The organism is Streptomyces sp. JH14 (assembly GCF_029428675.1).
GTDB lineage: Bacteria > Actinomycetota > Actinomycetes > Streptomycetales > Streptomycetaceae > Streptomyces.
In genome coordinates, this window is sequence record NZ_JAJNEL010000001.1 from 5,761,596 (window position 1) to 5,775,335 (window position 13,740).

Annotated in this window: 11 protein-coding genes; 10 read left to right on the forward strand and 1 reads right to left on the reverse strand. The window is 68.8% G+C overall.

The window, feature by feature from the left end; genetic code table 11:
• The first annotated feature begins 92 nt into the window (after nucleotides 1-92).
• From LRD69_RS26045 to LRD69_RS26085, 9 genes are all read left to right on the forward strand, one after another.
• On the forward strand, nucleotides 93-3,065 hold the full coding sequence (locus LRD69_RS26045) for a Na+/H+ antiporter subunit A (RefSeq protein WP_277328965.1): 2,973 nt from the start codon (nucleotides 93-95) through the stop codon (nucleotides 3,063-3,065).
• Nucleotides 3,062-3,661 (forward strand): Na(+)/H(+) antiporter subunit C, encoded by a 600-nt coding sequence (locus LRD69_RS26050; protein WP_277328966.1) that lies wholly within the window; start codon nucleotides 3,062-3,064, stop codon nucleotides 3,659-3,661. Before LRD69_RS26045 ends, LRD69_RS26050 begins: the two co-directional genes overlap by 4 nt.
• The gene (locus LRD69_RS26055; protein WP_277328967.1) at nucleotides 3,658-5,310 is read left to right on the forward strand and encodes a Na+/H+ antiporter subunit D; all 1,653 of its coding nucleotides are present in this window, start codon (nucleotides 3,658-3,660) and stop codon (nucleotides 5,308-5,310) included. Before LRD69_RS26050 ends, LRD69_RS26055 begins: the two co-directional genes overlap by 4 nt.
• Nucleotides 5,307-5,954 (forward strand): Na+/H+ antiporter subunit E, encoded by a 648-nt coding sequence (locus LRD69_RS26060; protein WP_277328968.1) that lies wholly within the window; start codon nucleotides 5,307-5,309, stop codon nucleotides 5,952-5,954. The genes LRD69_RS26055 and LRD69_RS26060 overlap by 4 nt, the downstream gene beginning before the upstream one ends.
• Nucleotides 5,951-6,268, forward strand: coding sequence for a monovalent cation/H+ antiporter complex subunit F (locus LRD69_RS26065; protein WP_277328969.1), 318 nt, complete (start codon nucleotides 5,951-5,953; stop codon nucleotides 6,266-6,268). Before LRD69_RS26060 ends, LRD69_RS26065 begins: the two co-directional genes overlap by 4 nt.
• Nucleotides 6,265-6,618, forward strand: a complete 354-nt coding sequence (gene mnhG, locus LRD69_RS26070) for a monovalent cation/H(+) antiporter subunit G (RefSeq protein WP_277328970.1) — start codon at nucleotides 6,265-6,267, stop codon at nucleotides 6,616-6,618. The genes LRD69_RS26065 and mnhG overlap by 4 nt, the downstream gene beginning before the upstream one ends.
• A 619-nt stretch (nucleotides 6,619-7,237) precedes the next feature.
• Nucleotides 7,238-7,786, forward strand: a complete 549-nt coding sequence (locus tag LRD69_RS26075; protein WP_277328971.1) for a DUF2690 domain-containing protein — start codon at nucleotides 7,238-7,240, stop codon at nucleotides 7,784-7,786.
• A gap of 8 nt (nucleotides 7,787-7,794) precedes the next feature.
• Nucleotides 7,795-10,791 (forward strand): hypothetical protein, encoded by a 2,997-nt coding sequence (locus LRD69_RS26080; RefSeq protein ID WP_277328972.1) that lies wholly within the window; start codon nucleotides 7,795-7,797, stop codon nucleotides 10,789-10,791.
• A 185-nt stretch (nucleotides 10,792-10,976) separates the two neighbouring features.
• Nucleotides 10,977-11,480 carry a hypothetical protein gene (locus LRD69_RS26085; RefSeq protein ID WP_277328973.1) on the forward strand — a complete coding sequence of 168 codons (504 nt, stop codon included), beginning with the start codon at nucleotides 10,977-10,979 and terminating at the stop codon, nucleotides 11,478-11,480.
• A 118-nt stretch (nucleotides 11,481-11,598) separates the two neighbouring features.
• Here LRD69_RS26085 and LRD69_RS26090 read toward each other — a convergent pair whose 3' ends face one another.
• The gene (locus LRD69_RS26090) at nucleotides 11,599-12,018 is read right to left on the reverse strand and encodes a hypothetical protein (protein WP_277328974.1); all 420 of its coding nucleotides are present in this window, start codon (nucleotides 12,016-12,018) and stop codon (nucleotides 11,599-11,601) included.
• 318 nt (nucleotides 12,019-12,336) lie between these two features.
• Between LRD69_RS26090 and LRD69_RS26095 the strand changes: the two genes are divergently transcribed.
• Complete coding sequence (locus LRD69_RS26095) at nucleotides 12,337-13,134, forward strand: maleylpyruvate isomerase family mycothiol-dependent enzyme (RefSeq protein WP_277328975.1); 798 nt, start codon at nucleotides 12,337-12,339, stop codon at nucleotides 13,132-13,134.
• Nucleotides 13,135-13,740 lie beyond the last annotated feature (606 nt).

A 13,740-nucleotide genomic window follows, 5' to 3' on the forward strand; every position in this document is an offset into this window, starting at 1 on the left:
ATATATCTCTAATTAGTGCCCTCTGCCCGTGATGCTTCGCCCAGCCCCCGGACCGCCTCAGCGGGCGGGCGCGTGACGCCCGCCGGGGCCGTATGACCGCGCTCATCGTCTGCCACTTCGTCCTCGCCGCGTTCGCGGCCCCGCTGGTGCGGCGGCTGGGCAGCCGCGGGTTCGTCGTGCTCGCGCTGCCTCCCGTGGCCGCCACGGTGTGGGCGGCCACGCAGTGGAACACCGCGGCGTCCGGCGGATCCGTCACCTCGTCCTGGCAGTGGATGCCGGCGTACGGCGTCTCCGTCGATCTGCGCCTGGACGCGCTCGCCGAACTCATGGTGCTGCTCGCCGCCGGCATCGGCGCGCTCGTCCTGCTGTACTGCGTCTCGTACTTCGCGGACGACACCCCCGGGCTGGCCGGCTTCGCCGGGAACCTGCTGGCCTTCGCGGGCGCCATGCTCGGCCTCGTCCTCGCGGACGACCTGATCACGCTCTATGTGTTCTGGGAACTGACCACGGTCTTCTCCTACCTGCTGATCGGCCACGACAGCGAGCAGAAGCACAGCCGCCGCTCCGCACTCCAGGCCCTCACCGTGACCACGCTCGGCGGCCTCGCGATGTTCGTCGGCTTCCTGATCCTCGGTCAGGCGGCCGGAACGTACCGGATCTCCGCGATTGTCGCGGACCCGCCCGCCACGAGCCTCGCCGTCTCGGTCGGCGTGGTGCTGATCCTGTGCGGGGCGCTGTCGAAGTCGGCGATCTGGCCGTTCAGTCTCTGGCTGCCCAACGCCATGGCAGCCCCCACCCCCGTCAGCGCCTATCTGCACGCCGCGGCCATGGTCAAGGCCGGTGTCTATCTGGTGGCCCGCCTCGCCCCCGGGTTCGCCGACGTCCCCGTCTGGCGGCCCGTCGTCATGGTCCTCGGCGGTGCGACCATGCTGCTCGGCGGCTGGCGGGCGCTGCGGCTGAACGACCTCAAGCTCGTCCTCGCCTACGGCACCGTCGGCCAGCTCGGCTTCCTCACCCTGCTCGCCGGTGTCGGAAACCGCGACGCCGCTCTCGCCGCCGTTGCGATGATCCTGGCCCACGCTCTGTTCAAGGCCCCGCTGTTCCTGGTCACCGGCATCGTCGACCACGCGGCCGGCACCCGTGATCTGCGCAGACTCTCCGGAGTCGGCCGGGCGCTGCCGCAGGTCTGCACGGTCGCCGTGCTCGCCGCCGTGTCCATGGCCGCACTGCCCCCGATGCTCGGCTTCGCCGCGAAGGAGGCCGCGTTCGACGTTCTGCTGCACGGCGACACCGCGGACCGCTGGGCCCTCGCCGTCACCGTCGCGGGCTCGACGCTGACGGTCGCATACACGGCACGGTTCCTCTGGGGCGCGTTCGCCCGCAAGCCCGGGGTCGAGGACACCCCGGTGCACCGGATCACCTGGGCGTTCCTCGGCCCGCCCGCCCTGCTGGCACTCTGCTGCCTGGTGCTCGGACCGGGCGTCGGCCGGGTCGGCCGGCTGCTCGGCGCGTACGCCGACGAGTTCCCCGTACCCGCGCATCCGTACCACCTCGCGCTCTGGCACGGATTCGGTACGGCCCTGCTGCTCTCGGCCGTCGCCACGGTCGCCGGTGCGGTGGTCTTCGCGGCGCGCGACACCGTCACCCGGCTCTCCCGGCGGATCGCCTGGCCGACCGCCGACCGGGTCTTCGGGCGTCTTCTCCTCGGCCTGGAACGCACATCGCTGGAGATCACCGGCTTCGTCCAGCGCGGCTCGCTCTCCGTGTACCTCGCCACCACCCTGCTCGTCATGCTCGGCGGACAGCTCGCCGTGCTCGTGTTCGACCGGCCGTGGCACGCGGCGACGCCGCCGCGGCTCTGGGACGTTCCGCTGCAGGGCGCCGTGGCCGCGCTGACCTGTGCGGCCGCGCTGCTCTGCCTCACCGTCAGCCGCCGGATGAAGGCGGTGGTCCTGGCCGGACTGACGGGGTACGGGACCGCGTTGCTCTTCGTCGTCCAGGGCGGCCCCGATCTGGCGCTCACCCAGTTCTGTGTCGAGACCGTGTCGATGATCGTGTTCGTGCTGGTGCTGCGGCGGATGCCGGTGCACTTCCAGGAGTCGGTCAGCAGCTGGCGGCGCGCCGTACGCATCCCCGTGGCGCTCGCCGCGGCGGCCACCCTGGGCGTCGTCGTGTGGGTCGCGGCAGCCGCACGCACGGCCGAGCCCGCCGGCGCCGCCATGGTCGAGGAGACCGCGCACCACGGGCTCAAGGACGTCGTCGCCACGATCCTGGTCGACCTGCGGTCCTGGGACACGATGGGGGAGTCCGCCGTCCTCGCCGCAGCGGCGATCGGCGTGACCAGCCTGATCTATCTGCACCGCCGGACCGAGGGCGCCGGTCCGCGCGAGGACGTACCGGCACGCACGGCCTGGTCGCTCACGACACAGGAGCTGACCGGCGTGCCGCACGGCGACGAGGGCGCACCCGAGCGCAGCTGGCTCGCGGCCGGCGCCACGCTCGCCCCGGAACACCGGTCGATCGTCTTCGAGGTCGTGGCCCGGCTGCTGTTCCACCCGATCCTGGTGCTCTCCGTCTATCTGCTGTTCTGCGCCGAGAACATGCCGGGCGGCGGCTTCGTCGCCGGGCTGGTCGCCGGTGTCGGCCTGATCACCCGCTATCTGGCGGGCGGCCGCTTCGAACTCGCCGAGGCCGCACCGCTGCAGCCGGGGCTCTTCACCGGCCTCGGGCTGTTCGTCTCCACCGGTGTGGCCCTGCTCGGCCTCTCCCGGGGAACCGTCCTGCACGCCTGGACGTACCACGGCCACCTGCCCGTGTTCGGCACGTTCCACCTGGGCACGCCGGTCCTCTTCGACTTCGGCGTCTATCTGCTGGTGCTGGGCGTGGTGCTGGACATCGTGCGCGCACTCGGCTCCAGGATCGACCGGCAGATCGAGCGGGCGGCGGTGGAGAAGGCGGCAGCCGGGAGGGCGCAGGCGAGCCGGCCGGCAGCGGGGGAGGCGCGTCCGGGCGACGCGGAAGCAGGCCCCGGAACGACGCCGGAGACCGGAGGTGCCCCCGGATGACGGTCAGTGCCTCGCTCCTGGCCACGGCCGCCGTGCTGTGCGCAGTCGGCGGCATCCTCATGCTCACCCGCCCCCTCACCCGCATCCTGCTCGGCGCAGTGATCGCGGGCAACGGGATCAACCTGCTCGTGCTCTCCTCCACCGGAACGGCGGGCAGGGCGCCCCTTCTGTACGGCGTACCGCTGTGGCAGGTCACCGATCCGCTGCCGCAGGCCATCGCCCTGACCGCCATCGTCATCACCCTCGCCACCACCGCGTTCCTCCTCGCCATGGCGTACCGCAGCCACCAGCTGAACGGCACCGACGAGGTCCACGACGACCTGGAGGACCGGCGCATCGCGCTGCGCGCCGAGGTGCTCGGGAAGCGGGACGAACTGCGCGAACGGTACCGGTCCGCCGTCGAACCCACGGCGGAGGAACGCGCCCGCTACCGCGAGGAACGAAGGCGCCTGAGAGCCCGGCTGCGCGCCGACCGCGCCCTCCAGGCCCGGGGCAGGGACGCCACCGGCGACCTCTGGCACGACGTGCTGGGCGCCGACCCGCAGGACTACGCCCAAGCCCGTACCGAAGACGCGAACCGAGGAGACACCGGGTGAACGCACTCGTCCCGCTGCCGGTGCTGCTGCCGCTCTGCGCCACCGGGCTGAGCCTCGCCTTCGGCACCCGCCTCAAACACTTCCAGCGGTTCATCAGCGTGGTCGTGCTCAGCGCCGTGCTCGCGCTCTCCGTCGCCCTGATGATCGCCGCCGACACCCGCGGGCCGCTCACCGTCGACCTCGGCGACTTCGCCCCTCCGCTCGGCATCACGCTGGTTGCCGACCGGCTGTCCGGGCTGATGCTGACGGTCTCCTCGGCCGTCACCCTCTGCGTGCTGGTCTACTCCATCGGCCAGGGCATGGCCGACCGCGACGAAGAGACACCGGTGGCGGTCTTCCACCCTGCGTATCTGATCCTGGTCGCCGGGGTCTCCTGCACCTTCCTCGCCGGCGACCTGGTCAATCTCTACGTCGGCTTCGAGATCATGCTGGTGGCCAGCTTCGTCCTGCTCACCCTCGGCGGCACCGGCCCCCGGGTCCGGGCCGGTTCCACCTACGTGATCATCTCGCTCTTCTCGTCGATGCTGTTCCTCACCGCCATCGCCATGACGTACGCGGCCGCAGGCACCGCCAACTTCGCCCAGCTGGCCGGGCGGCTCGGCGAACTCCCGCTCGGGGTGCAGACCCTGATCCAGGCGATGCTGCTGACGGTGTTCGCCATCAAAGCCGCCGTTTTCCCGCTCGCCGCCTGGCTCCCCGACTCCTACCCCACTGCGCCCGCCCCCGTCACCGCCGTCTTCGCGGGCCTGCTCACCAAGGTCGGCATCTACTGCATGCTGCGCACGGAGACCCTGCTCTTCCCCGGCAACCGGCTCGGCGACCTGCTGATGGCGGCCGCACTCGCCTCGATGACGATCGGCATCCTGGGAGCCGTCGCCCAGACCGACCTGAAGCGGCTGCTCTCCTTCACCCTCATCAGCCATATCGGTTACATGGTCTTCGGTATCGGCCTCGCCTCACGGGACGCGTACGGCGGAGCGATCGTCTATGTCGCCCACCACATCACCGTCCAGACGACGCTGTTCCTCGTCGCCGGACTGATCGAGCGCCGTACGGGTACCACCGAGCTCACCCGGATCGGCGGACTGGCCAGGGCCGCCCCGGTGCTTGCCGTCCTCTTCTTCGTTCCCGCCATGAACCTCGCCGGGATCCCCCCGCTGTCCGGCTTCATCGGCAAGCTCGGGCTCATGCGGGCCGGCGTCGCCGACGGCGGCGTCTGGGCCTGGATCCTCGTCGTCGGGTCGGCGGCGGCCAGCCTCCTCACGCTGTACGTGATGGCCAAGGTGTGGAACCTGGCGTTCTGGCGCGCCGCCCCGCCCGGCCAGGCCGCGGACGGCACGCTCCTGGAGTCCGACGACGACAGCGGCGACGACGCCGACGCGGGCCCGGACCGCATCCCCGGCACCGGCGACGAACCGGCCGTCCCCCGGCACCAGCCCGCCGGGCTCGCGGTGGCGGCGACCCTGCACGGCCATGCCGTCACCACCACGACGAGACTGCCGAAGCCGATGACCGCCGCCACCGCGGCAGCCGTCGCCCTCGGACTCGCCTTCACCGTGCTCGCCGGGCCCCTGACCTCGTACACCGACCGCACGGCCGCCGAACTCCTCGCGCGCTCCCCCTACATCGAGGCGGTGCTCGGCCGGTGAAACGCTGGATCACGTTCTCCTACCGGAACCCGGACCTGCCGCCCTTCAGCTGCGAGTTCGCCGGCCGCCGGCGGCGCGTCCTCGACCTTCCGCTGCTTGCCTGGCTCACCGTCATCTGGGTGCTGCTCTGGTCCAGTCTGAGCTGGGCCAACGTCGTGACCGGCATGGTCGTCGCGGTGGCGGTCTGTCTGGCCTTCCCGCTGCCCCAGGTCGATCTGGGACTCCGGCTGCACCCGTGGGGCATCCTGGTCCTCGCCGGCTATCTGCTCTACGACATGTACACCTCGGGCGTGAAGGTCACCCGGCAGATCTTCGTCGGCCTCCCGCACCGGGCCGCCGTCATCGCCGTACCGCTGCGCTGCCGCTCCGACCTGATGCTCGCGGCGACCGCCGTCGCCGTGTCGAACGTGCCCGGCGGAGCGGTCGTCGAGGTACGCCGCGCCACGGCCACCGTCTTCGTCCACGTCCTCGACGCGGACCGGCCCGCCGTGCTCGACGCGGCCAGGCAGTCCGTCTGGCGCATGGAGCGCCTGACGGTGCGGGCCTTCGGCACCCGTGACGAGATCGCCCGCGTGGCCGAGCCGCCACCGCCGCTGCGTCCGCCGACGTTGCCACGGACGGACGAGCCGGGGGCGGGTTCATGAGTGCGCCGGAGACCGTCGACCAGATCCTGCTGACCGCCGCCGTCGTGGTGATCGTCATCGCGGGAGCGGCTCTGCTCACCCGGGTCTGGCGCGGCCCCTCGATGCTGGACCGGGCGATCTCGCTGGACGTGTGCGCCGCCCTCATCATCGCGGGCCTCGGCGCCAAGTCCGCGATGGCGCGGGACGCGTTCTACTTCCCGATCATGCTGGTGCTGGCGTTTCTCGGGTTCACCGGCTCGGTGGGCATCGCCCGGTTCATCGCCGCACGCGACCGGCCGAACACCAAGCGGCAGAAGGAGCAGGGAACGAAGTGAAGATCTGGCTGCAGATCGCCGACACGGCCGGTGCGGTCCTCGTTTTCCTCGGTGCGGCCATCTGCCTGCTCGGGGTGGTCGGCATGCTCCGGCTGCCGGACGTCCTGTCGCGCAGTCACGCGGCGACGAAACCGCAGAGCCTCGGCCTGCTGCTGGTGCTCGGCGGAGTCGCCCTGCGGCTGCGCAGCGGCATGGACCTGGCCACGCTCGCGCTGATCGGGTTCTTCCAGCTGATGACCGGACCGGTCGCCGCGCACCTGGTGGCGCGCTCGGCATACCGGACCGGCCAGATCGACCACAGCGAGCTGCTCTTCGACGAACTGGACGTGCAGCTGACCGAAGAGAGTTGAAAAGGCGTCAAATATATGAACGTGAAGGGATACCGAAGACGGTTCCCGTTCATGCCCCGGCTCTGCGGGCCGTATACCGTCCGGGCCTGGATGCGCGTGACCACCCATCCGGCTCGGCCAAGAGCCCGCCGATGAAGTCCAGTTGCTGCGCGCACGTTTCCCCGGCGACGTCCGAGAGGCCCCCGCGAAGTCTTCGACGGACTCGGCCGCAACGGCCCGCGCCCACTCTGCCCAATCGTCTTCTCCACCCAGCTCGTCGAACAGCTGCTTTTGCTCCCCCTGGGTGAACTGGAATGGCCGGACGTGGAGCAATTGTTCCTCCGCGCTCCGAGATTCCCAAGCGGATGGCTATGCACCTTGCGTTCGCTTCGGAACCGCCGCCGGACACTCCCTATTTTATGACCTGCGCACCAACTATGAGATGCACGGCCCCGATACGTCCATTTTAGGAATCGGTGCAGGTGGGTGAGGTATACAACTCCGTTGGTCTGCCTAGCTGTTGGCGTAAGCTGCGCGTGTCCTTCTGACGCCCGAAGCGACAAAAGGACAACAAGGATGAACACCGCCATACGTGCTGCGCTTGATGCGGCACGGATAAGAAATATTTGAGGTGATGTGTGTGCACGGCATACGTAGATGGGGGCCGGCGGCGGCTGCACTGACGCTGTTGGCCGGCTTTTTTCAGGGAATTGAGGCGTCGCCGGCATCCGCGGCCGATTGCTGGCGAGCCGCCTGTTCGGGCAAGGACCCCATTCAGACGGGGTGTGACGACGACGCCGAGATCCTTCAGCAGGTGACCGAGCCGGATGAATCGGTCGCGGTGCGGCTGATGTGGTCGCCGTACTGCCAGGCGGTATGGGCGAAGGTCTCACGCGATCTCGACACGTCGCCCGACTACGTCTACCTGACGCTGTGGACGACGCGTGATCCCGACGGCGGCATCGAGCAGTACGACACGGCCGGCCTTCTCGCCGACGGCGTGGCAGGTGCCTACACCAAGATGCAGAACTGGAAGACCACGACCGCGAAGGCGTGCTGGAACGACGTCCATGCCCAGTACGATCCCGCGCCGCTGAAATACATCATCGACGACCCCAACAAGACCACGGACACGCCGGTCGACGCGAGCCTCCCGCTCGTGCACGGCCTGTGCACGGACTGGCTGTGAGGAAGACCATGCGCAAGAGACGTCTCAGAAGCTACTTCACCATGAACCCGCTCATAGCCATGAGTGTGGTGGCGGCATCCGCCGCCCTGGTCCCGGTGGCTTCCACGGAAACCACGGTGGCCCCTGCCGCCTCGGCCGCCACGACGCCCCGCCTGTTCTCCACCCCCGGCGAGGACCTGGGATCGGGCTACGCCTCTTCACCGGACACGATCGTGCAGGCCACCGGCGACTCCGAGGGACTGCACATCCTCGCGGCGAAGGAGAGCGACGGGTTCTCCTTCTACGAGATCGCCCGCCTCGACCGCAAGGAGCTGTCCGACGCCGGCCCGTGGACGGGCTACGTCTGCACCACGGGATCAGGGAACTACGCGGCGGCGGTCTACGCCCCGTCGGCATGGTCCAACGAGCCCGGCGCGTACGCGAACGGCGCGTTCGCCGCAGTGATCCGCCTCTCGGACGGCAAGGTCACCGAGGTTCCCGACCGGGTGCAACTGGCGTACTTCACACCGGGATGCGGAACGGGCGACGAGGTGGCCTTAACCTCCAGTTCGGCCACCGACAGGTCCATCGGCTCGACGACGGTGATATCCGTCGACGCGGCTGCGGGGTCGGTGTCCTCCCGCCGCACGGTCAACGGATATCTGACGCACGTCACGCCCACCGGGACGGGCACCGTCGGCGTGCTCGGCGGCAACCTCGTCGACCTGAAGGGCGACGGCAAGAAGCTGTCCGCCCGCAAGGTCGCCGCGCTGCCCGGCCCGATGTTCGCACTGACCGCCTCGAAGAACGGCACCGTGGACGTCGGCACGGTCGACGGCGAGAAGAGCGTCATCTCCCGTTTCAACGGCAAGGACTTCACCGAGCTGGGCCGCGCCCCGAAGGGGAAGGTCAAACTCCTCGCCACGGCCGACGGCGCCGCGGTCGTCGGCGACGTGAAGGGGATCGACACCAGCAAGGCACCGGGGCTTTCCAAGCATGCAGTGGACGGCCGCGTGGCCGGGATCTCCCGCCACGGCCACCTGGTGACCAATTCGGTGTTCTCCGAGCAGATGAAGGGCATCGTCAACAACCACGTCGGCTCACCCTCGAACGAGGGTGCCGGAACACTGACGATCAAGGCGACCGCGCTCAAGACCGGTGCGAAGGCCACCACGCTCGTGGACGCCGACCGCAAGCGGCCGAAGCAGGATTCCTCGCTGCCGATGGACCCGGCCGCGTTCACCGTGACCGGAGAAGATGACGAGGACCCTCGCACCTGCGGTGAGGGCGGGCCGGAATCGCAGTGCCTGTCCGGATCCGGTGCGGCCGTCTGGGGCAAGGTCGGTGCGATGGAGAGCCCCTGCATCGTCAAGCGCAACGATCCCAAGCGCCAGGCGCTCCAGGCCAGCGCGAACATGGTCGAGTGGGCGGTCGACCAGGCTGTCCACGGCACCCTGACGGTCTCCCGCCCGCAGAACTGGCACGACACCGGCCTTGCCGCCTACACCCCGCAGGGTCTGTTCCCCAAGCCGCCACTGACCGGCGGAGGTGATATCCCCGCACAGGTCATGCTGGGCATCCTCGCCCAGGAGTCCAACTTCAAGCAGGCATCCTGGCACTCCGTGAACGGCGACTCGGGGAACGTCACCAAGTCCGACTGGTACGGCAACAAGAACGGCATTCACGACTACCCCGACGCGGCCAAGGCCGACTGCGGCTACGGCATCGCCCAGGTGACGACCGGCATGTCCGAGAAGCACAACCCGCCGCTCGACACCCTGCGCGCCGGCGCCGTCACCACTGACTATGCGGCGAACATCGCCGCCGGTCTGGGTATCCTTGCCGAGAAGTGGAACCAGCTCAAGGCGCTGGGCATGGGTGTCAACAACGGCAGCCCGGCCTACATCGAGAACTGGTACACGGCGCTGTGGGGCTACAACTCCGGCGTCTACACGTCCGGTGCCGTCGGCCTGGGCTTCTTCAACAACCCGGTCAACCCGAGTTATCCGGCGGACCGCCAGCCCTTCCTGCGCTACAGCTATGACGACGCCTCCCGCCCCGGCGAGTGGAACTATCCGGAAAAGATCTTCGGCTGGGCGGAAACGCCGCAGATGACCTGGGACGGAGAAGAGTCGTACTCCGAGGCGGACATGCCGTTGGGCGTCATCAAGGTCGCCCCTCGCACCCTGTTCTGCGACCCGTCACTCAACGCGTGCGACCCGAACGCGGCCGACCCGTGCCCGAGCTGGGACGAGGCGTGCTACTGGGACGGCACCGTCGACTGGATGGGCCCCCAGAGCACCGGCAACTCCAGCACCGAGCAGCTCAGCTACTCGCTCGGCTCGGGAGAACCCGAACTCAAGAGCAAGTACGAACACGGCCCGTGCATCGACCACCCGAGCGTCTACACCAACGCGATCATCGTCGATGACCTCGGAGAGCACGAGGACACCTACGACTGCGGGGACTTCGAGGCGGCCGACGACGGCAAGTTCACCCTCCAGACCGGTGACAACATCACCACGCTGAGGGACGACGGTACCTTCCGCGCGACCCCCTACATCGCCCCCATCGACCTTCACCAGCTCGGCGCCGGGTACGACCACCACGTCTACTTCACGCACAGCTACGGATACAGCGAGACCTTCCACCAGGTCACCGGCCGGTGGCAGGTCAACCAGGACAAGCTCCCGTCCGGCGACCAGCCCGGCCAGCGTTACAAGGTCTATGTCCACCTGCCCAGCCACGGCGCGGAGGCGGTCGTCCGGTACGACTTCATCCCGGGTGACAACACGAGTGGCGCCGAACCCGACTACTGCAATGTGAACCAGGGAACCCGCAGCGCCGGCGGGGACACCTGGTTCGAGATGGGCACCTTCAGCTTCTGGAAGGGTGGCCGGATCGAAATGGACAACATCCAAAGGGGTGGCACCGGAGACGACAACGTGGTGTTCGACGCGATCGCCTTCGTTCCGTTCAACTACGCCGATCCCGGCGCGTGCCACCTCGTCGACGGTGGCTTGTGATCCGCGCCGCCTTCCGCGTTCCCGCCGTGCTGATGACTGTCGTCATCGGCACGGCGGGAGCCGCCTCCTGCAGCCAGAACAGCCCCGGACCAGCAGCGTCCGACCGCCCGAAGACGGCAGCGCCTCATCCTGAGCCGTCCAGGCCACGGACCGCGCCGCGTGCCGCCGATCTGCCGAAGCATGCGGTGACCGGCGACAAGCGGCCCAGCCTCGGCGCGGCGGACACCATGGCCACCGGATACACGGGGAAGGACTTCCTCACGGGGCTGTCGAAAGACTGGAAGCTGAAACTGGACAAGCCCGTTGAGCAGGAGATGCCCGACGGGAAAAAGAGAACGTATGTCCACGGGCGCGTCGGGAACGGGCTGACGGTCTCGGCCGGATACGCCGATCGCCAGAACATGTCGTCTCTCCTGTGCGGAACCAGCACGGACCGCTCGGATGGTTTCGACTTCCTCGTTTCCTGCACGGGACTCGACGTGGCGGGAATCGACCACGACAAGGCATCTTCGTGGCTCGAGCAGGCGAAGAAGGAGACCGATTCTCTGTATGAGAAGAAGGTCGCCGAGACGGGAAACAAGAAGGAGTACGTCGTCAGCGGGGTATTCACCTCGGGACCGGTGACGATGGTTCTGCACCGGGCGTATGAAAAGTACTCGCTGAGGATCCTCGGAGGCGCGGTGGCGTAGAGCAGGTATCCGGCTTACGGAGCGAAGGTCTCTGCTGTCGCCGGCAGGGACCTTCGCTCGGCCGGCGTGTGGTCCGCCCTGGTGCGCCTTGACGGGCAATCCGCTCCACGGGACAGCCCTAGCAGATGAGTTCGGCCGTCTTGTTCTTGTACTCCTGCATTTCGTCTGCCGTGTAGCCCGCGTCCTTCAGGCTCTGCATCAGTGCCGCCGTGTCGCCGCACAGGCGGGTACGCTGCTGATCGAGGTAGGACTTGACACCTTCAGCGGGCAGTTGTTCCCACGTTCGCTTGGTGTCTTCGCTCTTCTCGTGCGCGTAGGAAAATTCGACCCATTCCTTTTCCCGGTCCGTCAGTCGGGACGTGTTGACGGACGTGCTGCTTCCCCCGCATGCGGCGGCCATGAGAGTGCATGCCACCACGAGACATATGCGCGCTTTCTTCACAACGCTCTCTTCTGAGTCGATCGCCAGAGGCGCATGGTACTGCATGTACGCGCCAATAACGTGAACAGAAACATCGTGATTCGCGGCTGTGTTCACCCAGGCCGCGCGCCCTTCCGGTGCTGACCTCGGTTCGGCGGGAACGTCTCCCGGCCGCTCCGAACCCGGCGCCCGGGCTTGAGCCTCCCCTTCCACCACAACCGGCGGTACTCGACCCGCCGAGGTGCCCGGCCGCGCGGAGAGGCCAGAGCACCCACAGGCACGACGCCGGGCGTACCGCCACCACCAGCGTCCTCGCAGCAGTGCGCAGCATGTCACCCGAGCGGTGGGAGGCGAGGACGACGTCCGCAATGGCCAACCGGCGGCGACTGTGAAAAACGCTGTCCGATCATCGGAGCACGGTGATAGACATCCGGCGTGGAAAAGAATCTTGAGTTCCCTGACCTGCTGCGACTGATCGATGAACGGTCGACCGCCTTCCGCACCGCAGTCGCCGCCGCGCCCAGTCTCGACGCACAGGTGCCGCCCTGCCCCGGGTGGACGCTGTTCGATCTGGTGAAGCACCTGGGTGGGGGAGACCGTTACTGGGCCGCCATCGTCGGCGCGGGGCCTGCCGACGCTCCCCCGGCCGAGGCCACCGCTGCGCGCGCCGCTCTGGACGTGCCGCGGGAGCGTGAGGCCCTGCTGGCCTGGCTGGCCGCGTCGACGCAGCTTCTGCTGAGCGCCCTGCGCGAGGCAGGAGCGGACGCCGGCTGCTGGGCGTGGTGGAGTGCCCTGCAGACGCCGCGGACCTCTGGCGGAGTCGCCCGGCACCGGGTCCATGAGAGCGCGGTGCACACCTACGACGCCCAGCTCGCCGCGGGCGCCCCGCAGCCGCTGCCGGCCGAGGTCGCCCTCGACGGTGTCGAGGAGTTCCTGTTCACCTGCGTCGCGACGCCCAGCGCCTGGCCGCACAAGCCCACGGCCTTCGACTTCCACACCGCCGAGGGCCGCTCCTGGCGCCTCACGGTCGACGGCGACGGCGCACGCTCCACCCGCATCCCCGCGCCCACTGCCGCAACCGGCGAGGACTCGGACGCAGCCGGCGCCTCCATCCATGGCACGGCCAGTGAGTTGGTCCTCTACTTGTACGACCGTATCCCGGCCGACTCCTTGCACGTTGACGGAGACGCAGGGCTGCTCGACCTGCTCCGCGCCTGGGAGCCGGAGGAGTAGGACGTAGCGGGGGCGGTTGGCCGCGCCTCGAGCCGGTAGGACACGACTCTTCGCCAGGTTCGTCAGTCGCGGCACCGGGCTCGAACCCGCGAGGCGGCCTCGGGGCGTCACCAAGCCGACCGTCTACCTGGTCAGAACTCGAACTCACGACCTCCGCACGATCAGAGACGAGTACATCGACAGCCGGGCAGCCGCCGACCGGCTCGCTCTCCATATCCAGCGAGCCGGCGGTTCTGGTGTAGTCATCACGCAAGCGCGGCCAGAACCCGCCACTTGGCCACTCCGTGCATCGCGGTTGGCCACAACGGCTGACCTGCGCAGACCTGTCAGGCCTCGCCGCCCGCTGTCCGTGTAGCAGACGAGGTTGGTGTTGTCGGGGTGCAGTCGCAGCCCGACTTCCCCCATCCCCGCTTCGAGCGCCGCCCACGATTGGCATGCTTGACGCTCGGTCACCTGGTGCGCCCGAGGATCTTGGTTCAGAGGTGTGGGCAGCAGAACTTGAAAAGCTCTTCCTCCGGGTGGATGTCGGATTCCCGCGGGTCGTGCTGCGGCAGCGGATGTACGACTACGCGCGGACTGCTGGGTCGGTCGGGAAAAGCGGCTGGC

Coding starts and splice junctions, on each gene's coding strand:
- LRD69_RS26045 (WP_277328965.1), top strand. CDS start 93: ATGACCGCGCTCATCGTCTGCCACTTCGTCCTCGCCGCGTTCGCGGCC.
- LRD69_RS26050 (WP_277328966.1), top strand. CDS start 3,062: ATGACGGTCAGTGCCTCGCTCCTGGCCACGGCCGCCGTGCTGTGCGCA.
- LRD69_RS26065 (WP_277328969.1), top strand. CDS start 5,951: ATGAGTGCGCCGGAGACCGTCGACCAGATCCTGCTGACCGCCGCCGTC.
- LRD69_RS26080 (WP_277328972.1), top strand. CDS start 7,795: ATGCGCAAGAGACGTCTCAGAAGCTACTTCACCATGAACCCGCTCATA.